Raw genomic sequence first — 23,195 nt, 5'->3', positions numbered from 1 at the left:
GGTTCAGGCAGCGTTAGGTAAAAAGCTCTTGCCGTCTTCCATCGCTTCAACGGCGAAGAAGGCGGCTAATGTCTGGCCGATATCGGCAAAGGTGTCGCGCTCGCCTAGCGGGCCGGGGGCAAACCCTGCGCCATGCACCATCACCGGCACATATTCGCGGGTGTGTTCGGTGCCTTCCCAGCTGGGGTCGCAACCGTGGTCGGCGGTGAGCAGCAACAGGTCATCATCGTTGAGTGCGGCAAGCAGTTCCGGCAGGCGGGCATCGAAATGCTCAAGTGCGGCGGCGTAGCCCGGCACGTCACGGCGGTGGCCGTAAACCGAATCAAAATCAACAAAGTTGGTCATGATCATGGTTGGGCGGTCGCTGGTTTCTTTCGCGGTGCGGGCTACTTCGGCGAGCGTGGCTTCCATCAGGGCGTCGTGGCCGCTGGCTTTGACCTTATGGGTAATGCCGCAATGCGCGTAAATGTCCGCGATCTTGCCAATCGAGACCACTTCGCCGCCGGCATCGGCCAGTTTCTGCAATACGGTGGGGCTGGGCGGCTCAACGCTGTAGTCACGGCGGTTGCCGGTGCGGGCAAAACTGGTGCTGTCATCGCCGTTAAACGGGCGGGCAATCACACGGCCAATGTTGTAGGGCTCGAGAAGCTCGCGCACGGTTTCGCACAGCGCGTAGAGGCGCTCTAAGCCAAAGTGCTCCTCGTGGGCGGCAATCTGAAACACCGAATCTGCCGAGGTATAAACGATGGGCTTGCCGGTGGCTATGTGCTCTTCACCCAGACGGGCGATGATCTCGGTGCCCGAAGCGTGGCAGTTGCCAATCACCCCAGTGAGGCCGGCTTCTTGCACGATGGCGTCGAGCAGTTCAAGGGGGAAGCTGTTGGTTTTATCAAGAAAATAACCCCAGTCAAAACGCACTGGTACGCCAGCAATTTCCCAGTGGCCGGAGGGAGTGTCCTTGCCGCTGGAGATCTCTTTGGCGTGGGCGTACGCACCTGTTAATTGAGCTGGCAGGTTAACGCCTTCGGCGACGCTTCCCGTTGCATCGCGGTGGGCGTAGAACAGGCCAAGCGCCGCCATGTTGGGCAGTTTTAGGGGGCCTGAGCGCTCAGCGGTATCGGCGTTACCGCGGGCGCAGGCGGCAGCGATGTGGCCCAGGGTGTCAGCACCCTGGTCGCCGAATTTATCAGCATCGGGGGCGCTACCGATCCCAAACGAATCAAGGACTAATACAATCGCACGACGCATTAGGCTTCTCCTCGGAAGGTGTCTTGAAGCAGTGTGTCCGCTGCGGCAGGCTCTTCGCTAAGGGTCATGGCGGCACGCAACTGAGCAGCGGCACGCTTGGCCGCATCTTCACTGCGGGCGTGAACGATGGCTAACGGACGCTGGCTATCGACACGGTCGCCAATCTCGACAATATCGCTAAAACCGACGCTGTGATCGACGCTAGCGTCGTTGCGCAGGCGGCCACCGCCTAGCTCGACGACGCTCATACCGACGGCACGGGTGTCGATACGCTGTACGATGCCACTCTGCTCAGGGTACACCGGCTGAATAACCGGTGCGGTGGCCAAGTAGCTATCCGAGCGTTCCATAAAGTCGGCGGGACCGCCCAGCTCGCGTACCATCCGGGCGAAGACTTCGGCTGCTGCACCCGAGGTGAGCGCTTTTTCCAGCTTAGTAAGGGCCTCTTCACGGTTGTTGACCAGTTTGCCAGCGATCAGCATTTCCACCGCCAGTTCGCGGGTGACCTGCATAACGCGACTGTTGGCACGTTCGCCGCGCAGTAGGGCCAGGGTCTCGACAATTTCGACCGCGTTGCCAGCGCAAGGGGCCAACGGCTGGCTCATGTCGGTGAGCAGAGCAGTGGTCGGCGTTCCGGCTTGGGTTGCCACGTTGGCGATGCTTTTGGCTAGCTCACGGGACTTTTCTGGCGTGGGCATAAAGGCGCCGCTGCCAACCTTAACGTCCATCACTAAGGCATCTAAACCGGAGGCCAGTTTTTTACCCAGAATAGAGGCGGTAATCAGTGGAATGGACTCTACGGTGGCGGTCACATCACGCACGCCGTAAATGCGTTTATCGGCGGGGGCCAGATTGCCGGTTTGGCCGATAATCGCTACACCGGTGGATTTCACCACACTGCTAAAGCGTTCCGGCGCTGGGTAGGGGTCGTAACCGGGGATCGATTCCAGCTTGTCCAGCGTGCCGCCGGTGTGGCCAAGGCCACGACCTGAAATCATCGGCACAAACGCGCCGCAAGCGGCGACCCAGGGGCCGAGCACCAACGACACTAGATCACCAACGCCGCCAGTAGAGTGTTTATCGACAATCGGGCCGGGTAGGTTGAGGGAGTCCCACTGCATGACATGGCCAGAGTCGCGGGTCGCCGTGGTCAGGGCGACGACTTCTTCACGGCTCATGCCGTTTAAGAACACCGCCATGGTGAAGGCGCCAATTTGGGCGTCGCTGATGCGATCATCGGCAATGCCCTGTACGAAGGCTTTGATCTCTTCCGCGGGTAGCGGCTGATTATCGCGCTTGAGGCGAATTAGTTCCTGGGGCAGGAGAGCGTGATGAGAAGCGGTAGATGACATTTAGTAGCCTCCGTTAGTAGTGGCGAGCGATGCAGTTTGTGGGGCGCCGCTTAGCGTATTCAATAAATTACCCAGCAGGCTGGAGGCACCAAACCGGAAGTGCTCAGGCGTTACCCACTGCGCGCCCATAATATTCGTAGCAAGTGCTAGATACTCGACGGCTTCTTCAGTGGTGCGCACGCCACCGGCGGCTTTAAACCCGACATCTTCACCGCTGGCTTTAATCGCGTTAAGCATGATCTCAGCGGCTTCCAGGGTGGCGTTTGTTTCGACCTTGCCTGTCGATGTTTTAATAAAGTCAGCGCCGCCTTCAATGGCCAGTTCACTGGCACGCTTGATAAGCGCGGGATCTTTGAGTTCGCCCGATTCAATGATGACTTTTAAGCGTGCTTGACCAGCGCAGGCGGCTTTACACATTTCGACCAGCTCTAGGCCGATTGCTTCATCGCCTGCCATCAATGCGCGGTAGGGGAAGACCACATCGACTTCATCGGCACCGGAAGCGACAGCGTCGCGGGTTTCACGGGCGGCACCCATGATGTCGTCACCACCATCTGGGAAGTTGGTAACCGTGGCAATTTTAACGTGGTCATTGAGCTTGTGAGCGGTTAGTGCACGCTGCGCGGTAACCACAAATTGCGGATAAACGCATACCGCTGCTGGGTTGCCAAAGGGTGTTTTAAGTTGCTGGCAGAGCGCTTCAATCGTGCTATCGGTGTCGCTGTCGTTCAGGCTCGTTAGATCCATGAGGGTGAGTGCTTGACGGGCAGCTTGGGTAAGTTGGGCTTGAGTGTGCTGAGAGGAGGCAGTCGCAGTCATGGAGTTCTCGCAAATTAATAAAAGACAAAACGGGCCCTGCGTGAAAACAGCAGCGCCCGTTGCAAAGTGTCGTGCTCGCTGCGTTAAGCCGTGGCGCTACTCAACGCAATAAAGAAGCCTGCAATTGAGGCCGACATTAGGTTAGAGAGTGTACCGGCCAATACGGCCTTCACGCCAAAACGGGCAATCTCTTTACGGCGTGTAGGGGCAATGCTGCCTAAGCCGCCCAGCAAAATGGCAATGGAGGACAGGTTGGCAAAGCCACATAGCGCAAAGGAAAGAATCGCCATGGTGTGCGGAGTCATCATTTGACCCGTGGCGGCCACCACCTGTTCCCCATCAATGTAGGGAGCCAAGTTGATAAAGGCGACAAACTCATTCACCACCAGTTTTTGACCGATAAACGAACCCGCCAGGGTAGCTTCTTCCCAAGGGACGCCAAGCAAGAAGGCAAGCGGCGCAAACAGCCAGCCAAGAATCAGTTCAAGGCTGAGTGATTCAAAGCCAAACCAACCGCCAACGCCGCCTAGAATACCGTTAATCAGGGCAATAAGCGCAATAAACGCGAGCAGCATGGCACCGACATTGGCGGCAAGTTTCATGCCTGACGTAGCGCCCGCGGCGGCTGCATCCAATACGTTGGCGGGTTTGTCTTCCTGCTCTTTAAGCTCTTCTTCTACTTTAGAAACGCTGTCGCTATCGGTCGCGTCTTGAGTTTCAGGCATGATGAGTTTGGCGAACAGGAGGCCACCCGGTGCCGCCATAAACGAAGCGGCGACCAAGTATTCCATGGGAATGCCCAAGGCGGCGTAGCCCGCCAGTACCGAACCAGCCACCGATGCCAGGCCACCGCACATCACTGCAAATAGCTGCGAAGGCGTCATGCGGGCGATAAACGGACGTACCACCAGCGGCGCTTCGGTTTGGCCAACAAAGATATTTGCCGTGGCAGAAAGCGATTCGGTGCGAGAAGTGCCGAGTGCTTTTTGCAGCGCGCCGCCTAAAATCCGAATGACCCACTGCATAATGCCTATGTAATAAAGCACTGCAATGAGTGACGAGAAAAAGATAATCACTGGCAGTACTTTAATGGCAAAAACAAAGCCGACGTTATCGACATCGGCTAAGCCGCCAAACAGAAAGCCGATGCCGTCATTGGCGTAGACCAATATTTGGCTAACGCCGGACGAAATGGCTTGCAGGACTGCTTGGCCAAAGGGCACATAAAGGACAAATGCACCAATACCCGCCTGGATGGCAAACGCGCCAAGCACGGTGCGCAGCCGAATTGATTTACGGTCGTAAGAGAAGATAAGTGCGATGGTTACCAGCGTAACCATGCCTACCAAGCTCATGATGAGAGTCATGTGGGTACCTTCCGAGCGTGTGAGGTGGAGCGATTACAGTAAGTTTAATTTTACTGAGTAAATCATCGCATTTTGGTAAGCGTTCGGGGTACCCAGCTTATTGTCTGAGTAGCGATACTGCACGCCAGTGGTAATTAGCTCAGAAGGATGCCACCACAAGCTAAGCGCGCCGTTGGTGCCTACGCTCCCCGCTTTATCACCTACGTAGTTTTGTTCCAGGTACTCGTCGTCACGGCCAAAGGTTTGTTCATGCCAGTTGGTGACGCTGAAGTTCTGGTTGAGCGCTGAGAAGTCATAACCTGCTACCCAACCCGCCATAAAGCCGTTCATGCCAGTGTAGCCGTCGCTCTGTACACGTGCTGCGCCAATAAACGGTTTAAACCATAGGCCGTTGTCGAACGTCGTGCGGTAGCCGAGGCCGAGAATTTGATCCTGCTCGCGAGCGTTGAAACCATAATCGCGGAAGTCGTACAGGTGCGCGTAGATCGATAGCGGGCTGTCGCCTAAATAAATATGCGAAGTGATTTTGCCTGCGGTACGAAAGTTGTCTTTACCACCGCTTGATTCGTCAAACTGGTCGTTGGTTGGGTTCTCGAAATCGAAGAAACCGTAGAATTCGCCCCAGCTGTAACCTACGCCGCCTTCGATTTCGACAAACGTGAAGTCGCTTTTTGCTGCGTTACTAGCGGTACGCGCTTCAGTACCGTTAGACCAATCCAAGTAGTTCACCGAAACGTTGGCAAACGACCAAAGGGGCGTCGTTGGTGACGCGGGGGTGTCGTTGGCTAACGCTGGCGTTACCAGCGCAGAGCTAGCCAGTAAAACGCCAGCGCCAAGCGTGACGAAAGAAGAGCGAGAAGGGTTTTGAGCAGTCATGGAAGCCTCAACAGGGTTGTTATGAGTCGTGTGGGCTGGCGTTGATGTTAAAATTATAACATTGAGTGTTATTTTTTTAACGTTGATTTGCAAGTATTGCCCCATCAACGCTTTGTATATGTGATATGACTCTCAAATAGTCGAAGAGCAGCGTCTGACAGTGGAAATATAATGAGGGCTGGCTCAGCATAGGCCTTGGATACCCACTAACCGCTGATAACAAATAACGCCTGAACTTGGGATTAAAGGAGAGGTTTGCCATGAATGACCGAAGCGCTCAGCGTTTGGCAATGTTGCAAGAAGCGCTTGCCAGCGGGGGGACATTGCATCTGCGCGATGCTGCTGAGCTGTGCGGTGTTTCTGAAATGACGATCCGTCGGGACGTTACTACGCAGCCTTCGGCGATTAGCTTGTTGGGCGGTCGCTTGGTCATGGCAAACTATCCTGGCGTAACGCCGGTGTATGACTTGACTGAGCAACAGGCGAGCCATTATCAGATTAAGCACCGCCTCTGTCAGCGAGTTGCCAGCTTTATCGAAGACGGCGATACGCTATTCATTGACTGCGGTTCAACACTGATTCCTTTGCTTAGTCAGTTAAGCCATTTCCGCGAGCTCACTGTGGTGACGTATGCCCTTAACGTGGCTAACTCAGTGGCCGCGCTGCCTAATGTGCGGTTAGTGCTGCTAGGGGGACTGTTTTATGCCTCGTCACAATCGTTTGGTAGTGATGGTATGCGTGCTGCGATTGAGCGTTTAGGCATTAATAAAGCACTGATCTCTGCCGCAGGAGTGGACTGCGAACGTGGGGTTAGTTGTTTCCATTTTCATGAAGTGGCGCCAAAACAGGCTGCCATAGCGACGGCTATGCAGCGCCTGTTGATTGTTGATGCCAGCAAATTTGGTTTAGTGCGCCCAGCCTATTTTGCCGCGTTATCCGATTTCGATATTGTCGTGACCGACGATGAGCATGCACCGAAAGTACAAGATTGCCTTCCTCATGCATCACCCAGCGTGACAGTCGCTTAACATATTTTTAAGTATACAGGGTGCGGCAAAGCGCCTCTTTCTGATTGATCCAGATCAATAGAAAATACTTTAGTCTTAGTTTATGCGCGCGTGGCGTGTATTGACTATGACTCGCTACCAATCCCTTCGGTAGCGCATATTTTTCCCGGAGCAACGCATACGTACTCACTGTTCTGGGAAAAGTATGGGGTGTTAGTTAGCGGGCTATTTAGCTAGCTATTCAGCTGGTCAAATAGTGCGCTGTTTTGGACAACTCTCTGACGAGATCACACCATGCAACGACATACCCTCTGGCGCAGGCGAGGCACATTCGTGCTCGTCATGTTGTGCCTGTTGTTAACGGGCTGCAGTTCTGCATTGTTGGATCCCAAAGGGCAGATTGGCGTTGAGCAACGCTCGCTAATACTGACCTCATTTGGGCTGATGCTAATTGTAGTTATTCCGGTGATAGTGATGACGCTGCTGTTTGGTTGGCGTTATCGGCGCAGCAATCGCAATGTTGCTAAATACCTACCCGACTGGGCGCACTCTAATGCGATTGAAGTCGCGGTATGGACAGTGCCTTGTTTAATCATCGCTGTCTTAGCGTTTCTTACCTGGAAAACCTCCCATAGCTTAGATCCCCATAAGCCCATCGAAAGCGATACCGCCGCAATGGAAATCCAAGTGGTAGCGCTGGACTGGAAATGGCTGTTCATCTACCCCGAGCAAGGCATTGCCAGTGTCAACGAGCTTGCCTTTCCTGTGGATACGCCGGTGCGTTTTCGAGTCAGTTCTGGCTCGGTGATGAATGCGTTCTTTATTCCGCGCTTAGGCAGCCAAATTTATGCCATGGCGGGTATGGATAACGATGTTCATCTCATTGCAGACGACGTCGGCGTTTATCCAGGCCGTTCCACAAATTACAGCGGTGCTGGCTTCTCAGGAATGACCTTCGATGCTCACGTTACCACCCCTGAAGAATTTGATGCGTGGGTTGAAAACGTGCGGGCTTCCAATGAAACCCTGACCTATCCCGACCGTTATAGCGATTTAGCCAAACCGAGTGAATACCACCCGGTCGAGTACTTCTCTGAGGTATCTCCGGCGCTCTATACGTCGATTCTGACCAGCTTTCATACCGGTGGCAGTGGGCACGGCGGTCATGGCGACCATGTTAACCACGAAGCCGTCAGTGATGTTGACGATAGCCACGGCGAGTCTGGCGAGCTAGAAAGCGCAAGCGCTACCCATCATCAGGCCGCGTTTGGCCACGTTACCAATCAGCATGCGAGTGAGGATCACGCGATGAGCGGCCATCCCACAAGCGTTGAAGCGGGGGGTTAAGCATGTTTGGAAAACTGACGTTAGAGTCGATTCCGTATCACGAACCGATCATCATGATCGTTGCCGCCATGATGGCGATTGGCGGTGCTGCGCTTATCGGCGCATTAACCTATTACCGAAAGTGGGGCTGGCTGTGGAACGAGTGGTTTACCTCCGTTGACCACAAAAAGCTCGGTATTATGTATTTTGTGGTTGCCTTGGTGATGCTGCTACGCGGCTTTGCTGATGCCATTATGATGCGTACCCAGTTGGCTATGGCTGCTGGTGGGGCCGCGGGTTACCTCCCTCCTGAACACTATGATCAGATCTTTACCGCCCATGGCGTGATTATGATCTTTTTCGTTGCGATGCCCATGGTCATCGGCCTGATGAATCTGGTGGTGCCACTGCAAATTGGCGCACGCGACGTTGCTTTTCCTTTCTTGAATAACCTGAGCTTTTGGCTGTTCGCGGTGTCCGCGATTCTGGTTAATATTTCCCTAGTAGTAGGAGAGTTCGCCAAAACGGGTTGGCTCGCTTACGCGCCGCTTTCGGGGATAGAGTTTAGCCCTGGTGTGGGGGTCGATTATTGGATATGGGCGTTACAAATATCCGGCATAGGTACGACGCTCACCGGGATTAATTTCTTTGTCACGATCCTGAAAATGCGCACTAAAGGCATGACTATGTTCCGCATGCCTATTTTTACCTGGACATCGCTTTGTGCCAACGTCCTGATTATTGCCTCTTTCCCGATTCTTACCGCGACGATCGCGCTGTTAACTCTAGACCGCTACTTCGGCATGCACTTCTTCACCAATGATTTTGGCGGCAACATGATGATGTACGTCAACCTCATCTGGGCTTGGGGCCATCCGGAAGTGTACATCCTGATCCTGCCAGCCTTTGGCGTGTTCTCTGAAGTGATCGCGACCTTCGCGCGTAAACGTTTGTTTGGTTACACCACCATGGTATGGGCCACAGTGGCGATCACGCTGCTGTCGTTTATTGTCTGGTTGCACCACTTCTTCACCATGGGGGCTGGCGCTAACGTCAACGCCTTCTTCGGCATCATGACGATGATTATTGCCATTCCTACCGGGGTGAAAGTATTCAACTGGCTGTTCACCATCTTCCGCGGCAGCCTGGAACTGACCTCGCCGGTGCTATGGACCTTAGGCTTTATTATTACTTTCACCTTAGGCGGTATGACTGGCGTGATGCTGGCGCTACCCGCTGCCAACTTTGTACTGCATAACAGCCTGTTCGTGATTGCCCACTTCCACAACGTAATTATTGGTGGCGTGGTGTTTGGCATGATGGCGGGCTTAACGTACTGGTTCCCCAAAGCATTCGGTTTCACGCTTAGCGAGAAGTGGGGCAAGCGTTCATTCTGGTGTTGGTTTATTGGCTTCTATGTCGCCTTTATGCCGCTCTATGTGTTGAGCTTCTTTGGCGCGGTGCGCCGCATGCAGTCCTATGCCAACCCGGAGTGGCAGTCGTGGATGATCCTGGCCTGGGTAGGTGCCGTCATCATCATGATGGGCATTGCCTGCACCATTATTCAGTTCTGGGTGAGCATTCGTGATCGCAAGCTGAATGCCGATGTGACTGGCGACCCATGGGATGGCCGTACATTGGAGTGGTCAACGTCATCACCAGCACCGTTCTACAACTTTGCCCGTTTGCCTGAAGTTGGCGATATCGACAGTTTCTGGTCGCAAAAACAGCGTAGCAACGAGCAGTTGGATGAAGCGCCTTATACCGATATCCACATGCCTCGTAATACCGTGGCAGGGCCGGTCATTAGTTTGTTTGCCCTGGTACTTGGTTTTGCACTGGTATGGCATATCTGGTGGCTAGCCGCGTTGGGTGCGCTTGGCGTAGTCATCAGCTTCTTAGCGCGTGTTTTCAACGATGATATCGACTACTACGTGCCTGCCGCAGAAGTGGCGCGGATTGAGCGTGAGCACCAGCAGCGCAAAACCACCCCGACCGCCAGTGACTCAACTGATAGTAAGCAGACAAACTATGCGGAGGCGCGAGCGTAATGGCTACCGATACCCTACACCATGGCGCAACGTCTGAGCCCCATGAGCACCATGATGCCAGCGGCACCAAATTATTCGGCTTTTGGGTCTATCTAATGAGCGATCTGGTGATCTTCGGGTCACTGTTTGCTACCTACGCCGTGCTCATGAAGGGCACGGCGGGCGGCCCGACGGCGGCAGATATTTTCGAGCTGCCTTTCGTGCTCGTCGAAACTTTCTTACTGCTGTTTAGTAGCTTTACTTTCGGCATAGGCGTGTTGGCCATGAATGCTGAGCGCATTGGCCAGGTAAAGGCGTGGTTAGCGATAACTTTCCTGCTGGGCGCGGCGTTTGTTGGCATGGAAGTTTATGAGTTCCAGCACTTGATTCATCAAGGGCATGGGCCCGATCAGAGTGCGTTTCTCTCGTCATTCTTCACCCTGGTGGGTACTCACGGGCTGCACGTGACTGTTGGTTTGGTATGGATTCTCGTCATGTTGGTGCAGCTTTCTACCAAAGGGCTAACACCGATGACTCGTCCCAGAATTCTGTGCCTAAGCCTATTCTGGCACTTTCTGGATATCGTCTGGATCTGTGTTTTCTCGTTTGTTTATTTAATGGGAGTGCTGTGAGATGAGCCATTCTTCATCTAATTCAACTTCTTCCCATGGCAGCGTTAAATCGTATGTGACTGGGCTTCTGCTATCTTTAGTGCTAACCGTGATTCCATTCGCGGTCGTGATGAGCGGTGCGCTAGGCACCGTCACGACGGTGGTCGTTATCGCAGTAACAGCCGTGCTGCAGATTTTGGTTCAGCTGGTCATGTTTATGCATATGAACACCAACGCCGACGAAGGGTGGAACGTGATGTCTTTCGTTTTCACGCTGACGATACTTGTCTTGGTGGTAGGGGGCTCTTTATGGATCATGCAGCATCTGCATCTCAACATGATGATCGGTTAACGGTGGTGCCTAGCCGTTGGCGTGACCTGCTCGCGCTAACAAAGCCAGGCATTATTGGCGGCAATCTCATTGCGACCTTAGGCGGTTATTTTTTAGCCGCCCACGGTACCTTTGATTGGGTCACGTTTAGTACGGTCATGTTGGGTATTGCACTGGTCATTGCGTCTGGCTGCGCCTGTAATAACGTTATTGACCGTGATATTGATGCTTTGATGGCGCGTACGCGCCATCGCCCTCTGGCCAAAGGACGTATCTCTATTACTCAAGCATTAGGCGTTTCGGCGCTGCTTGGGGTAGCGGGCGTGGTGTGTTTGGCGCTGGGCACCAACGGCTTAACCGTGGCATTAGCGGTGATCGGCTGGGGCGTTTACGTTGGGGTGTACAGCCTCTACATGAAGCGGCACTCTGAATACGGCACGTTGGTGGGCAGCCTTTCTGGGGCGATGCCGCCGGTTGTTGGTTATTGTGCGGTGACGGGGCAGTTTGATAGCGGTGCTTTCATGCTGCTGGTCATCTTCTGCCTTTGGCAGATGCCGCATTCGTATGCCATTGCGATTTTTCGCTATGCGGATTATCGCCGGGCATCGATTCCGGTGCTGCCGGTGGTGCATGGTATCAAACGGGCAAAACACCACATTCTGGGCTACATCGTCGCGTTTATTCCTGCGTCGCTCGCCTTGGTGCTAGCCAGTCAAGCGGGTACGGGCTACCTCTGTGTTGCATTAGCAATGGGCGGTTACTGGCTGTACTTAGCGCTGTGTGGTTTTCGACTGGGTGATGACGTGCGCTGGGCCAAAAAGGTGTTCGGTGTATCGATTCTGACGATTACCGCAATGAGCTTAGTGATGGTACTGGAAGCCATGGTGCCTATGTGGGCGTGACAGGGAATTCTTACACACGTTAATTCGCTAAATAAAAATAGCCCCAGGCAGTGCCTGGGGCTATTTTTCTATGTGGAGTCACGGTCAGTAATGACTTAAGACGTGATGCCACTGTTAATTGATATTGGTCACCCAAAGTAACGCCTACCCGCAATTATTGGTATTCTGAGCCGACTAATGACGTGATATCACGTTCGTCACCTGCTCCTCAGAGAATTGTCATGGATGATAACCGTCTAAACACATTGGATCGTAGCACCAGCATTGGATTGATCCTTATTGCCCTGTTTCAGGGGGTTGCGCTCTACGCGTTGCACCTGGCTGTTGAACATGCACACTGGCTGGCCACTGACCAACGCTGGTTGGGCGCACTTTATTCCATCACTATCGTGGTGCCTGCCTTTTACCTGATTAGCATGGTGCGACTGCGGGAGCGTATCAATTTAATACCGCTGTTGTTGATCCCTCTACTGTTTTGGATGGGGTGGCATCTTGGTTGGGCAACCCCTATGCCGGAAGTGCCTTACCAGAACTCACAGCCCCTTACTGCTTCCTTTTGTATGACTGTGGGGGTGGCTATGTTCATTCTTGCTCTGTTCTTTCGAAGCAGTGCTTCTAGTGGCACATGGCCAAAAGCCTATCAACCATTGCTGAATTACTCATGGGAATTCGCCCTAACAATTGCCCAGGTCAGTTTGTTTATAGGGGTGTTTTGGGCAATTCTAGGGCTTTGGGGAGCGCTTTTTGCTGCCATTGGCATAGACTTTTTTGCACGGGTTTTCCAGGAACCTGTGTTTATCTATCCGGTTACTTGGTTGATTCTCGGTATCGTCGTGGTGATGATCCGCAATCGCTTCCGCTTTCTTGCCAGCGTAAGACTGATGTGCGAAGCGCTTATCAAGACACTTTTGCCGTTGGTTGCCCTGGTCATCCTGCTGTTCTTTGCCGTGTTGCCTTGGACAGGGTTAGAACCCATATGGGATACAGGCAAGGCGGCGCAAATACTCATGGCGTTGATGTTAACCTTGCTACTGTTCTTTAACGCTGTATTTCATCAAACCCAGGGCAACCCTCCTTACCCTGTTTGGCTACGCAATACGGTTTTGATGGCGGTCGTACTCCTGCCAATTGGAAGCCTATTGGCGGCGTGGGCACTATGGCTACGTATCGATCAGTACGGGCTCAGTTTGGACAGGTTGTGGGCAGGGCTGCTGCAAGCGCTGACGGCGGCTTTTACCTTCAGTTACAGCCTGATATTGCTTTGGCGCCGACAAGCAGCGTTACCCAGCCTTCACCGCGTCAATAAGTGGCTGGCCCTTCTGGTGGCCAGTGTGCTGATGCTAGTTAATACGCCGCTGGCTGACATGCGCCACTGGTCTGCACAGCATCAGGTAAACCGATTATTGGATGGGCACACAGCAGTGGAAGACTTTGATTTCCGCTATTTGCGCTATCGACTTGGGCAGCCCGGGAACCTAGCTCTGCAAGAGCTGGCCGAGAGCGAGTTTGCCCAGGCGCATCCTGAGCTGAAACGTCGTGTCGAGCTTCACATAAAGCAAGCTCAATCCGGTAACACCGAGTCTCTGGTGGATACTAACGATCTGGGTGAGCTAGCCCAACAGTTTCGTATAAGTCCTGAGATGGCTACGATGCCCGAGTCTTTACTGGTGCTGCTGGCTAATCAGGATTTGATGTGCTTGAACCAGCCGGACCCTTGCAGAGCGGTTCGTATTGACGATGACCCGAGTATCCAGTGGCTGATTTACGACCAATACACCTTTCAAGCGAAGGCCTACGCCGAGAGCAATCAGGCCTGGCATTGGGTAGGTGGTTTAGTTTCGTTGGGTAGCGAGCAGAAACATCATGCCGAAGAGTGTCTACATAGCTACTCGTATAGCAAATTACAGCGTATACCTGAATCTTTGAATATCTATCGAACCGGCTCCTGTTTACACTTTTTACGGCCCTCTCTTGAGTTCGTCAGGCAGCAATTATCAACCGCTGAGAACTAGCTTGATGTGAAGGGGGATAGCGTCGATCAGGATAGTTTGGAAAATAAGCTATCAACTTCCTCTCGCTTCAGCATTCTGGTGCCTGAGGGTCAGAATCAATCAATGCATCGTTGATAGAAGAGCCACGGTTAATGACCTGCATCGGTGTGTTTATGACAACCTTTGTAAAGTAGTTAGCGTAGAAGAGAGGTAGACCTTGGTATAATATGCTGCGCTGCATGATGTTGGCGCGGTATTGCGTTAGCCTTCACCATAAAGTGTCGTCATCCTGCTGTTTAATCTACTTATCGTGAGCCGTTTTGTTCCTATGCCTTCTACCTCGTTACCAACGCTACTGCCTCGCCACCTAGCCATTTTTCTGATGATGTCGGTGGCTACCATGTTCGCAGCTAACCACGTTTCCGCGCGGCTTGCGTTTGATAATGGTACTGGCTTACTTCTTGCGGTATTGATGCGTTCTGGCGTGGCGTGTTTGATTTTACTGACGTTGGTCGTGGTTCAAAAAAAGCGGCTTTGGCTACCGCCCGGCACATGGCCATGGCAGTTGGCAGTAGGGCTTCTGATTGCCATTCAAAGCGTGAGCCTTTATTCAGCGGTTGCACGTTTGCCGGTGGTCATTGCGCTGTTACTGGTTAACACCTTTCCTATTCAATTAGCGCTGTTAAGTTGGGCGCTGGGCGGACCTCGGCCTTCGCTGCGCAGTTGCCTGATTATGGGCACTATTTTGATTGGGCTGCTCGTGGTACTCGATATACCGAGTTGGTTCGCGGATGCCAATGCCATGGGGCCTGAGTGGTTGGTTGGTATTGGGTTTGGGTTAAGTGCCGCTTTTGCGTTTGCTTGTGCGCTTTGGGTCACTGAGCATCGGTTGGCAGGGGTTGGCAGCACCTTACGTAGCCTGCTGACCATGCAAACGGTGTTTATTGTCATGATTGTTGGTGGGGTGCTGGGTGCGGTTCCTGGGGGAATGAGCTTGCCAGATAACAGCGCAGGCTGGACAGGACTAGCCTTGTTAGCCTTGCTATACGGTAGTGCTTTTTCCCTACTGTTTATTTTTGTGCCACGCCTGGACATGGCGCGCAATGCGCCGGTGATGAACTTCGAGCCAGTAGCGTCGTTATTGCTTGGTTATATCGTTCTAGGTCAGATGCTAAGCCCAAGCCAACTCGTAGGTGGGGCAGTGGTCGTTGGTGGCATTGTTGTGCTCAGCCTTTCTAAAGGTAGGTAAACAGGAGAGGAAAAAGGAAACTGTGTGCAAGTTGGGCCGGCAGATTGCGTTCTCCTAAAGTATAAGCCAAAATTAAAAAGTGTAAGGAAACGCTGTTTTTTAACTGAGGTTTAACTTATGAAGATGACCGTATTATCACTCACCTCTGCCGCTCTTTTAGTTGGTGCGGGTACGTTCGCGGCATCGGCTCAAGCGCAACAATCCTTCCAGTACCCACAAGGATATGTGGGCGGCGATGCCATGTTTTGGAGTCTGAACCCAGAAAGAGGCTCTTCACGCGATGACGTTGGTTTGCGTCTCCGTGGTGGGGCACAGTTCAATGATTATTTCGCCTTAGAAGGTCATTTGGGCACGGGTGGTTCAGATCGTGGCGCCGAGCTAAATCATGTTGCGGGTGCTTATGCGAAAGGTATCGTACCCATTGCTCCAGAAGTGCGTTTGTATGGCTTGGCGGGCTTCACAGAGGTTGATATTAACAGCAACCGTGAAACCGGTTTCTCCTACGGTGCCGGTGCGGAAATGGATATCAGCTCCAATGTATCAGTAGGCGCTGACTACATGCGCTACCTGGATAAATCTGCCTATGATTTTGATGCTGCCAGTGTAGGCCTAAAGTACCGGTTTTAAGGCAACCGCCAATACTTGATTAATCTACCAGTTGAAACAAAGCTCTATCGCTAACCCTAGCGATAGGGCTTTTTTTGCGCTAAGCAAAGGGGCTTGCTAGCGAATGGTAAGGGTATCTAGTTCGCATAATAAGTTGATGTATCGAGGGAAAGTCATTGGAGTGGCTTCATTGAGCGATTGTTCATAATGAAAATATTGTTAGCGTGCTAATGGTTTGTTAGACTAAAGTATTCCACCTAATAATATCTCCAAGCGGTGACATAGTCGCTTTGGTGCTCGTCAATGAGAAATCCCAATGTCCCCTGATCAAAAATTTACTCGCTGGGTGAAAATAGCCCTGACCGTATTTCTATTGCTGTTCGTTTACTTCTTAATGGCCGATAGCTTTATGCCCATGACACCTGAGGCGCGGGCAATGCGCCCCGTCACCAGTATTGCTCCTGAGCTAAGCGGCCCTGTGCAAGAAGTCGTGGTGAGCGACCATCAGCCGGTAACCCAGGGTGATGTGCTATTTCGCTTAGACCCATCGCCCTTTCAAATCGCTCACTCCCAAGCCCAATTAAACCGGGAGCAAGCGGAGCAAGAAAACGCTCGCTTAAATGCAGAGCTAGCGGCTGCCAGGGCATCACTTGCCTCGGCACAGGCTACTTTCGATGAGCGCAGCGGTGAGCGCCGCCGTGCTGAAGCGCTGCTTGGGCGTCAGGGAATTTCCCGCCAGCAGTATGAACAGCAGGTCGCGGCTGAACATACCGCGCAGGCGGCTGTAGCATCTGCCCAGGCACAAATTGAAAGCTTAGAGGTACAGTTGGGAGAAGAGGGCGACGATAACTTACGCCTTCGCCAAGCGAATAATGCCCTTGAAAAAGCTGAGCTGGATTTAGCCCATACGGTGGTAAAAGCGCCAGAGTCCGGTGTGGTCGCTAATCTTCAGCTACAGCCTGGGCATTATGTGCAGGCGGGGCAGCCTGCGGTGGCGCTGGTCGCGAGCACGGTAGAGGTCGTGGCTGATTTTCGTGAAAAGAGCCTGCGCCATGTGGTGCTTGGCGATGAAGCAAAAGTGGTCTTCGATGCGTTGCCTGGACAAATTTTTGAAGGGCATGTCAGTGCCTTTGATGCCGGCACCCGCGCAGGCCAGCAGGCAGTGGATGGTCAACTTGTGGATATTCCTGCTTCAGATCGTTGGATACGAGATGCGCAACGTGCGCGTATTCATGTGGCGTTAGATACGCCGTTGACTGAACTACCCCCGAGTGGTGCGCGGGCAACGGTGCAACTAGTGCCGGGCGAACATGCAATGGCTAAGCCGTTTGCGTGGTTGCAGGCGCACCTGATTAGTTGGCTGCACTATGTTTATTAAAGCGGCTATTAGAACGTTTATTAAAAAGACGCCTGTAGTCGCTGTTAATAAGCCAGCGCTCTCTCAAAACGGCCTGCGCCAGTGCCTGCGGGTAGCGGGAGGCGGTTCGCTGGGTTTTATTATTAGCCAATTGATGGGCTGGAATTATGGCGTTTTTTTTACCGTTTTCCCGATGTTCTTGTTGGGTATGGTGCCCATTTTAAATGGCAGCATCATTCGCCAGTTTTTGGCGAACGTTAGCTTGAATGCTTTGGAAGTCAGCTTGGTGGTGGGGCTTCTAAAGCATATGCCGGTAGTGATGACGCTGGTCGTACTAGGTCTGTTTTTGCTGCGCTTCAATCTAATGGCAAAAGGCCCGCTGTTTCTGTTTGGCGCGAATGGTGTGTTGACGCTAAGCATATTGCTGCACTTTGCTAGCTACCCTGGTGTTGATTTAAGCGATCTCTTGGCGAGTAATATTATGGCTAGCCTGCTGGCGGTATTTATCGCCATGTTGATGCATACGCTATTTCCCGATGTTGAACCTCGCCAGCTACCACCGCGTGGTGCAAAGCCTGCAGCCCAAATTCGCCATGAAACATTGATGGGCGGCATTACGGCCACACTCTCGTTCGTAGTGTTCCAAATGTTTGACCTCAGAGATTCGCTGTCAGCGCAAATGGCCACCATTCTGATTCTGTTTGCTTTAGGTTATTCCGGCGCTCGAGTGTCGGCAGGTAAGCGAGCCATCGGCACGCTACTGGGCTGTAATCTGGCGCTGGCAATGCAGCTATTGCTTTACACCCAAAGCCATCATTTTTTGCTGGTGATTTTGCTCTATTGGCTTGGATTAATGCTGTTTGCTAGAGAACATATTTTGGAAGGTGGCGGCTCAGGCATTGGCTTTGGAGGGCTGACAACGTTGGGTATTCTCTTTGGCCAATCGTTAGGCCCGCAGCAAGACCTTGTTTATAGTGCGCTTTATCGGTTCTCTTCGATGAGCGTTGCGCTCGTGGGCACCTTGTTGGTCATGGCTTGTTTGCACTGTTTGCTAAATAGTTGGCAGCCAACGCGCCTGCCTAAAAGTAATTGAGGTAACTTTTCTAACAAAGGCTACGCTAAGGAAGGTGTCGCCATTCGAAGTGAGTGTTCACTTAGTGAACGACATCATCCCCACTAACGGATTAGAGGTGTTCGTCATGGCAAGTGGCAAAGAAGATAAAGTGAAAGGTACTATCAATAAGGCCGCCGGAAAAGTGAAGGAAGCAGCTGGCAAAGTAACCGGAAGTAGTAAAACCGAAGCTAAGGGTAAAGCCCAACAAGTAAAGGGCGAACTGCAGAAAGGTAAAGGTAAGGCCAAAGAGAAGGCTAAGAAATAGCGTCTAGCCAGGGCATTTCAATGCCAACAGAGGTCAATAACCTCTGTTGGCTTTTAGGTGGTAACTCAGTAGTGGCCAAGCAGCTTCCACCATAAACCACCAACGACTACCCAAATGAGCAGGTTCACCACGCTCATAATGAAACCTGCTTTCCACCACTCTCCCAGCGTCAGGTAGCCTGAGCCAAAGATGACTGGTGAAGTGCCTGTGGCGTAATGGGTTAAGGTCATCATAATCGAAGATGTGGCCGCCATAATTAGCACAAAAGGCATAGGTGGGGCGCCGAGGCTTAAGCCAACGGTGAGAAATGCTGCCATCATCGCGGTGATGTGTGCAGTCGTGCTGGCAAAAAAGTAGTGGGTATAAAGAAAGGTGAGTACCAAGAGTGCAGAGGCTCCCGCCCAACCAATCCCCATCGTGGTAATCCAGCTCTGCATATTCGCTGAAAACCAACTAATTAGGCCTGTTTCGTTAAGTTGGCTAGCCATCATGATAAGAGCACCAAACCACAGCAGCGTATCCCAGGCATTTTTTTCTTTCAGCACATCTTCCCAGGTTAAAACCCCTGTTAGCAGCAGTAGCGATAAGCCAATAAACGCAGACGTGGTGGTATTAAGCGTGACCGCATCCCCCAGGAAAAACGCTGGGATATCCGCCCAAAGCAAAAGCAGCACTAAGAAAACGAACAGCATGATGCCTTCGTTTCGGCTTAGCTTTCCGAGTTCGGCAAGTTTGTCTTTCGCTAACTGGGTGGCATTCGGGGTTTCTTTAATTTCCGGTGGGTAAAGCAGGTACAGAATGTACGGCATCGCCAGGATGGCGACCAAGCCCGGCAGCAGCATGGCGATCGCCCAGGTTAACCAGCTCAGCTGTATTTCTGCTCCAGTGGCGGACGAGATAAGTTGAACGGTTAATGGGTTAGGAGCGGTGGCAGTGATGAACATAGCCGAGGTGATGGGGTTGCTGTGGTAATTCACCAGCGCTAGATATTTGCCGATTTTGCCCGACGTATTGTCTTCAGGATGTGAGTCAAAGCTGTGCGCGATAGAGCGCATAATGGGGTGAATGATACCGCCACCCCGTGCGGTATTGCTTGGTGTGACAGGTGCAATTGAAAGCTCGGAAAAGGCGAGGCCATAGCCAATTCCCAACGTGCGCTTGCCAAAAATCGAGATGAAGTAGTAGCCAATACGCGCACCCAGGCCAGTTTTAATCAACCCGCGTGAAATCATAATCGCAATGGCAATTAACCAGATAAGTGGGTTGGCATAACTGCTTAAGGCGACATTGATGGCCTCGCCTGGCGTATCGCCGGTAACGCCACTTGCCGCGACAATAGAAATCGCAATTACAGAGATCGCTCCAATAGGCATAGCTTTGCCGATGATAGCGACAATAGTGCCGACAAATATTGCCAGCATGAGCCAAGCGTTTGGCGTCAGCCCTTCTGGCAAAGGAATTACCAGCCAAATCAATAGAGTGGTGGCCACAGCGACTGCGGTCGACCAGGGGTTGAAAGGTAGTGTCGGCATAATGGATACCTATAGATTAAAAAAACAGCGGCTAGCGGTACACTTGGTATAAATAAGATAGCGCGGTAAACGCTATTTAAGTCTATATATATCTAATGTATCTCTCATTGTTCCACGTCAATTGCCGTTCCTTAATCCAGTGGGCTCAATAGTGATGGGGTATCACTCACTTCAATAGGAGCCGCTACATGCCTGCCATGATGAAAGCCGCTATTTTTGTTGAGCCTGGGCGCATTGAGATTAACGACAAGCCCATTCCCGAGATTGGCCCCAATGATGCGCTGATGCGCGTGACTACCACGACTATTTGCGGCACCGACGTACACATCTTAAAAGGCGAATACCCCGTTGAGCGCGGCCTAACCATTGGCCATGAGCCGGTGGGCGTGATTGAAAAGTTAGGTGCCAATGTGAAGGGGTATCAAGAGGGCCAGCGAGTCATCGCCGGAGCGATTTGCCCCAGCTTCACTTCTTATGCTTGCCAAGATGGCTGCTGCTCTCAAGATGGCGGCCACCACAGCCACGGTTATAAACCAATGGGCGGCTGGCGCTTTGGTAACACTATCGATGGTGCCCAAGCTGAATACCTATTGGTGCCCGATGCTCAGGCTAATCTCTCTCCCGTGCCCGATGGTCTAACCGACGAACAAGTGCTGATGTGCCCCGATATCATGTCGACCGGCTTTGCGGGTGCCGAAAAAGCCGGTATCAATATTGGTGACACGGTGGTGGTATTCGCGCAAGGTCCGATTGGGCTGTGTGCGACAGCAGGTGCGCGGTTACGTGGGGCGGGGATGATTATTGCTGTCGACGGTGTTGATGAGCGGCTTGCAATGGCCAAGCAGATGGGCGCGGATGTCACCCTAGATTTTCGTCAGGTTGATGTCGTCGAGGAGGTTCTAAAGCTAACCGGCGGGCGCGGCGTTGATGTGGCCATTGAGGCACTCGGCCTGCAGCAAACCTTTGAGTCTGCCTTGCGGGTGCTAAAACCTGGCGGCACGCTGTCGAGCCTGGGCGTTTACTCTGAAGACCTGACGATTCCGCTGGGTGCTTTCTGTGCTGGGCTTGGAGATCACAAAATTATTACGTCACTCTGCCCCGGTGGAAAAGAGCGAATGCGCAGGCTGATGAGCATCATAGCCGCAGGGCGACTAGATCTTGGCCCCATGGTCACGCACCGCTATGCGTTGGAGAACATTGTCGATGCTTATGACCTGTTCTCCCACCAGCGCGATGGTGTGTTGAAAGTGGCCCTTGAGGTCTCATAGCGCTTAAGTAAGTTCAAGAGCCATCCATACGCCACCTTTATCAGCGTGGCTGCCGACGAAAAACTCGCTAACGATCACAGTGACACGATGACAGCTGTATCCAATAGCGAGTTTTTCGGATGTTAGGGATAGCCAGTGCTTAGTTCAATTCCAGCGAGAAGCTCATTTCAACGCCTGCGTCATCCACTCTGAACCAGTACTCCATGTTCTTATAGATATCGCTATATTGCCTGAGCAGATCAGTATCAAACTCTGCCAATTCATCGGAAGGCATTTGTGCTATGACATCGGCCAGCGAATGGTAGAACTCACCAGTCAGATGGCCATGAACCAGTAGGTCACGCTCGGAAACAGGGGCTTGCAGTTCTTCCTGTAGTGTTTCGGAATCGCTGATGCCAACGCCCAAGGTAATGGCGCTTTCAGACATAGCCGCGTAGAGCTTTGGTGAGTCTGGTGGCAGCATCATGCTGTCAATTTTTTTGGCTTCTCCACCGGGTTCAAGTCCAAGTGCCCCTAAATCAGGCACGAACGCACTTGCTGTAGACAGCAGGGCAAGCGGGTTTTGCGAAGCGAGGGTCAGAAGACCGGTACCAGCGGGTTCGCCCTCTTTCATTGTCAGGTTGTTAAGGCGTGCTCTGAAACCAGACAGAGATGGGCCAATCATCATGGCGACTGGATTGTTGATCGCCATATTGATCTCATTCCAGGTGCTGTTTAACTCCTGCAGCTCATCACAGCTAAACGGGTTTTGACGCACTTCCTGGGCATACTTCTGAACAGTTTGCATCAGTACAGGTAGATTCAGGCCTAGCCCAAAGCTGGCCATGCCCTCTGTGCTACCAAGGCCCGGAACCTGAGCGGTCATTGCACGGAGATCGCTGACAATAGCCTCATCGGTTTCCAGTATGAGATTCATCTCCATACGGTCGAGGTTATATTCACGCATACCCATGACAATACCGGGGAAGCGGTTGGTGATGCGGTCAATATCTGCTTGGCAGGCGGAGAGGTCCAGCCGCTCTGCATCAGCCGCGTCCAATAGTGCTTGAGTAGCTAAGTGTGTGGGTGTACTCAGCTCACTAAGCAGGCGTGATGAGTCGATTTCCCCGGCACCATAGGGCGTGAAGCCATGACGCTGTTCAATTTCCTCTAGAGCGCCGGTATCACCAATGTTGCTGTCAGGCAGGGTGCTACCCAGCACCTGTGATAGCAACTCATCACTAACATTTTCTGGCACCACAGACATCAGCAGTTGCTTATCGATAATGGCCATGATGGCTTTAATCGGACCATCTTGTGTTAGCACCCAGTACTCTTTTCCATCTGTTGTGGCCGTACTAGGGTTGATATCTGCATTGGTGAGGATGCGCTGCAGCGTTTCGCGGAAAGCGTCTTCATCCTGCAGTTCCATACGCAGAGTGGGCAAGATACCCAGTCCGTATAAAGCGACCTGGGGGCTCATTTTAAAGCCCAGTGCATGAATATCATCGAGTGTTTCAACCCCGACAAACTCTTCACCCATCGCGATCAACAGTGACATCAGCGAATGCAACACGTCATCGTCTATGTCGTGCAGCATGTCGCGCAGTTCATCCAAGTCAGCTTCCAGGTTGCCCTTTGGCTGCATGCGCTGGTAAAGAGCAAAAGCATCTTGTTCAGGCATTGATTCCCGTGTTGCCACAAAATAGGGCGAGTCGGCGGGGATATATTTCAACAGGGAAGCTGAGAGGTTTTTTGGTGCTTCCTGCTGGGTGTCTGTTGCTGTTGGCGCGCTATCATCGCTGCAGCCACTCAGTACGCCCGTGCTGAGAAGAGCAAGAGAAACAGCCAAGGATAATTTAGTTCTCATTTAACATCAGTCCTTTGAAAAATGGTGACTTTAAAGTGAGCATTTCAAATAACACTCATTGTGAATGATAATCATACACAAATTAATTTAAACTA

At 52.4% G+C, this 23,195-nt stretch carries 20 protein-coding genes; 13 read left to right on the top strand and 7 right to left on the bottom strand.

The genetic code is table 11. The features are described 5' to 3' along the window. Positions 1-3: 3 nt before the first annotated feature. The 5 genes from CEK60_RS09925 to CEK60_RS09905 form a co-directional block, all read right to left on the bottom strand. Positions 4-1,248, bottom strand: a complete 1,245-nt coding sequence (locus tag CEK60_RS09925; protein ID WP_089038875.1) for a phosphopentomutase — start codon at positions 1,246-1,248, stop codon at positions 4-6. Continuing rightward, on the bottom strand, positions 1,248-2,600 hold the full coding sequence (gene deoA, locus CEK60_RS09920; protein ID WP_089038874.1) for a thymidine phosphorylase: 1,353 nt from the start codon (positions 2,598-2,600) through the stop codon (positions 1,248-1,250). Before deoA ends, CEK60_RS09925 begins: the two co-directional genes overlap by 1 nt. After that, positions 2,601-3,419, bottom strand: a complete 819-nt coding sequence (deoC, locus tag CEK60_RS09915) for a deoxyribose-phosphate aldolase (RefSeq protein WP_089038873.1) — start codon at positions 3,417-3,419, stop codon at positions 2,601-2,603. It lies immediately after the preceding gene. An 83-nt stretch (positions 3,420-3,502) separates the two neighbouring features. Further along, a complete protein-coding gene (locus CEK60_RS09910; RefSeq protein ID WP_089038872.1) occupies positions 3,503-4,786 on the bottom strand; it encodes a NupC/NupG family nucleoside CNT transporter in 1,284 nt (427 codons plus the stop codon). Positions 4,787-4,819: 33 nt separating this feature from the next. Next, complete coding sequence (locus tag CEK60_RS09905) at positions 4,820-5,662, bottom strand: outer membrane protein OmpK (RefSeq protein ID WP_089038871.1); 843 nt, start codon at positions 5,660-5,662, stop codon at positions 4,820-4,822. A 260-nt stretch (positions 5,663-5,922) separates the two neighbouring features. On the opposite strand from CEK60_RS09905, the gene CEK60_RS09900 reads away from it, so the two are divergent. The 12 genes from CEK60_RS09900 (at position 5,923) to CEK60_RS09845 (ending at position 18,451) form a co-directional block, all read left to right on the top strand. Further along, positions 5,923-6,690 (top strand): DeoR/GlpR family DNA-binding transcription regulator, encoded by a 768-nt coding sequence (locus CEK60_RS09900; RefSeq protein ID WP_089038870.1) that lies wholly within the window; start codon positions 5,923-5,925, stop codon positions 6,688-6,690. A gap of 273 nt (positions 6,691-6,963) precedes the next feature. After that, positions 6,964-8,016, top strand: a complete 1,053-nt coding sequence (gene cyoA, locus CEK60_RS09895; protein WP_089038869.1) for a ubiquinol oxidase subunit II — start codon at positions 6,964-6,966, stop codon at positions 8,014-8,016. A 2-nt stretch (positions 8,017-8,018) separates the two neighbouring features. Beyond that, positions 8,019-10,046 (top strand): cytochrome o ubiquinol oxidase subunit I, encoded by a 2,028-nt coding sequence (cyoB, locus tag CEK60_RS09890; protein ID WP_089038868.1) that lies wholly within the window; start codon positions 8,019-8,021, stop codon positions 10,044-10,046. After that, positions 10,046-10,657 (top strand): cytochrome o ubiquinol oxidase subunit III, encoded by a 612-nt coding sequence (cyoC, locus tag CEK60_RS09885; RefSeq protein WP_089038867.1) that lies wholly within the window; start codon positions 10,046-10,048, stop codon positions 10,655-10,657. The genes cyoB and cyoC overlap by 1 nt, the downstream gene beginning before the upstream one ends. A gap of 1 nt (position 10,658) precedes the next feature. Further along, positions 10,659-10,988: a cytochrome o ubiquinol oxidase subunit IV gene (gene cyoD / locus CEK60_RS09880; protein WP_089038866.1), complete on the top strand. Its 330-nt coding sequence runs from the start codon at positions 10,659-10,661 to the stop codon at positions 10,986-10,988. Continuing rightward, the gene (gene cyoE / locus CEK60_RS09875) at positions 10,946-11,869 is read left to right on the top strand and encodes a heme o synthase (protein WP_038482136.1); all 924 of its coding nucleotides are present in this window, start codon (positions 10,946-10,948) and stop codon (positions 11,867-11,869) included. Before cyoD ends, cyoE begins: the two co-directional genes overlap by 43 nt. A gap of 221 nt (positions 11,870-12,090) precedes the next feature. Further along, the gene (locus CEK60_RS09870) at positions 12,091-13,881 is read left to right on the top strand and encodes a DUF4153 domain-containing protein (RefSeq protein ID WP_089038865.1); all 1,791 of its coding nucleotides are present in this window, start codon (positions 12,091-12,093) and stop codon (positions 13,879-13,881) included. 307 nt (positions 13,882-14,188) lie between these two features. Then, positions 14,189-15,109, top strand: a complete 921-nt coding sequence (locus tag CEK60_RS09865) for an EamA family transporter (RefSeq protein ID WP_089038864.1) — start codon at positions 14,189-14,191, stop codon at positions 15,107-15,109. A 117-nt stretch (positions 15,110-15,226) separates the two neighbouring features. Then, positions 15,227-15,736 carry a porin family protein gene (locus tag CEK60_RS09860; protein WP_089038863.1) on the top strand — a complete coding sequence of 170 codons (510 nt, stop codon included), beginning with the start codon at positions 15,227-15,229 and terminating at the stop codon, positions 15,734-15,736. 295 nt (positions 15,737-16,031) lie between these two features. Further along, the gene (locus tag CEK60_RS09855; RefSeq protein ID WP_089038862.1) at positions 16,032-17,093 is read left to right on the top strand and encodes an HlyD family secretion protein; all 1,062 of its coding nucleotides are present in this window, start codon (positions 16,032-16,034) and stop codon (positions 17,091-17,093) included. Beyond that, a complete protein-coding gene (locus CEK60_RS09850) occupies positions 17,083-18,165 on the top strand; it encodes a DUF2955 domain-containing protein (RefSeq protein ID WP_089038861.1) in 1,083 nt (360 codons plus the stop codon). The genes CEK60_RS09855 and CEK60_RS09850 overlap by 11 nt, the downstream gene beginning before the upstream one ends. 106 nt (positions 18,166-18,271) lie before the next feature. Next, positions 18,272-18,451 carry a CsbD family protein gene (locus tag CEK60_RS09845; RefSeq protein WP_089040899.1) on the top strand — a complete coding sequence of 60 codons (180 nt, stop codon included), beginning with the start codon at positions 18,272-18,274 and terminating at the stop codon, positions 18,449-18,451. Between the two features lie 65 nt (positions 18,452-18,516). Here CEK60_RS09845 and CEK60_RS09840 read toward each other — a convergent pair whose 3' ends face one another. Then, the gene (locus tag CEK60_RS09840) at positions 18,517-19,983 is read right to left on the bottom strand and encodes a DASS family sodium-coupled anion symporter (RefSeq protein WP_089038860.1); all 1,467 of its coding nucleotides are present in this window, start codon (positions 19,981-19,983) and stop codon (positions 18,517-18,519) included. 188 nt (positions 19,984-20,171) lie between these two features. On the opposite strand from CEK60_RS09840, the gene CEK60_RS09835 reads away from it, so the two are divergent. Continuing rightward, the gene (locus CEK60_RS09835) at positions 20,172-21,251 is read left to right on the top strand and encodes an NAD(P)-dependent alcohol dehydrogenase (RefSeq protein WP_089038859.1); all 1,080 of its coding nucleotides are present in this window, start codon (positions 20,172-20,174) and stop codon (positions 21,249-21,251) included. A gap of 139 nt (positions 21,252-21,390) precedes the next feature. Here the strand turns inward: CEK60_RS09835 and CEK60_RS09830 are convergent, their stop codons facing one another. Further along, positions 21,391-23,100: a hypothetical protein gene (locus CEK60_RS09830; RefSeq protein WP_089038858.1), complete on the bottom strand. Its 1,710-nt coding sequence runs from the start codon at positions 23,098-23,100 to the stop codon at positions 21,391-21,393. Between the last annotated feature and the right edge of the window lie 95 nt (positions 23,101-23,195).

Source organism: Halomonas sp. N3-2A (genome assembly GCF_002216165.1).
Lineage (GTDB): Bacteria > Pseudomonadota > Gammaproteobacteria > Pseudomonadales > Halomonadaceae > Vreelandella.
Note: the sequence above shows the minus strand (reverse complement) of the source record. Positions and strands in the feature narration are given on the sequence as shown.

What these genes read in the sequence shown, in the direction of transcription:
- CEK60_RS09925 (WP_089038875.1), bottom strand. Translation starts at nt 1,248, where the DNA reads ATGCGTCGTGCGATTGTATTAGTCCTTGATTCGTTTGGGATCGGTAGC.
- deoA (WP_089038874.1), bottom strand. Translation starts at nt 2,600, where the DNA reads ATGTCATCTACCGCTTCTCATCACGCTCTCCTGCCCCAGGAACTAATT.
- deoC (WP_089038873.1), bottom strand. Translation starts at nt 3,419, where the DNA reads ATGACTGCGACTGCCTCCTCTCAGCACACTCAAGCCCAACTTACCCAA.
- CEK60_RS09910 (WP_089038872.1), bottom strand. Translation starts at nt 4,786, where the DNA reads ATGACTCTCATCATGAGCTTGGTAGGCATGGTTACGCTGGTAACCATC.
- CEK60_RS09905 (WP_089038871.1), bottom strand. Translation starts at nt 5,662, where the DNA reads ATGACTGCTCAAAACCCTTCTCGCTCTTCTTTCGTCACGCTTGGCGCT.
- CEK60_RS09900 (WP_089038870.1), top strand. Translation starts at nt 5,923, where the DNA reads ATGAATGACCGAAGCGCTCAGCGTTTGGCAATGTTGCAAGAAGCGCTT.
- cyoA (WP_089038869.1), top strand. Translation starts at nt 6,964, where the DNA reads ATGCAACGACATACCCTCTGGCGCAGGCGAGGCACATTCGTGCTCGTC.
- cyoB (WP_089038868.1), top strand. Translation starts at nt 8,019, where the DNA reads ATGTTTGGAAAACTGACGTTAGAGTCGATTCCGTATCACGAACCGATC.
- cyoC (WP_089038867.1), top strand. Translation starts at nt 10,046, where the DNA reads ATGGCTACCGATACCCTACACCATGGCGCAACGTCTGAGCCCCATGAG.
- cyoD (WP_089038866.1), top strand. Translation starts at nt 10,659, where the DNA reads ATGAGCCATTCTTCATCTAATTCAACTTCTTCCCATGGCAGCGTTAAA.
- cyoE (WP_038482136.1), top strand. Translation starts at nt 10,946, where the DNA reads ATGGATCATGCAGCATCTGCATCTCAACATGATGATCGGTTAACGGTG.
- CEK60_RS09870 (WP_089038865.1), top strand. Translation starts at nt 12,091, where the DNA reads ATGGATGATAACCGTCTAAACACATTGGATCGTAGCACCAGCATTGGA.
- CEK60_RS09865 (WP_089038864.1), top strand. Translation starts at nt 14,189, where the DNA reads ATGCCTTCTACCTCGTTACCAACGCTACTGCCTCGCCACCTAGCCATT.
- CEK60_RS09860 (WP_089038863.1), top strand. Translation starts at nt 15,227, where the DNA reads ATGAAGATGACCGTATTATCACTCACCTCTGCCGCTCTTTTAGTTGGT.
- CEK60_RS09855 (WP_089038862.1), top strand. Translation starts at nt 16,032, where the DNA reads ATGTCCCCTGATCAAAAATTTACTCGCTGGGTGAAAATAGCCCTGACC.
- CEK60_RS09850 (WP_089038861.1), top strand. Translation starts at nt 17,083, where the DNA reads ATGTTTATTAAAGCGGCTATTAGAACGTTTATTAAAAAGACGCCTGTA.
- CEK60_RS09845 (WP_089040899.1), top strand. Translation starts at nt 18,272, where the DNA reads ATGGCAAGTGGCAAAGAAGATAAAGTGAAAGGTACTATCAATAAGGCC.
- CEK60_RS09840 (WP_089038860.1), bottom strand. Translation starts at nt 19,983, where the DNA reads ATGCCGACACTACCTTTCAACCCCTGGTCGACCGCAGTCGCTGTGGCC.
- CEK60_RS09835 (WP_089038859.1), top strand. Translation starts at nt 20,172, where the DNA reads ATGCCTGCCATGATGAAAGCCGCTATTTTTGTTGAGCCTGGGCGCATT.
- CEK60_RS09830 (WP_089038858.1), bottom strand. Translation starts at nt 23,100, where the DNA reads ATGAGAACTAAATTATCCTTGGCTGTTTCTCTTGCTCTTCTCAGCACG.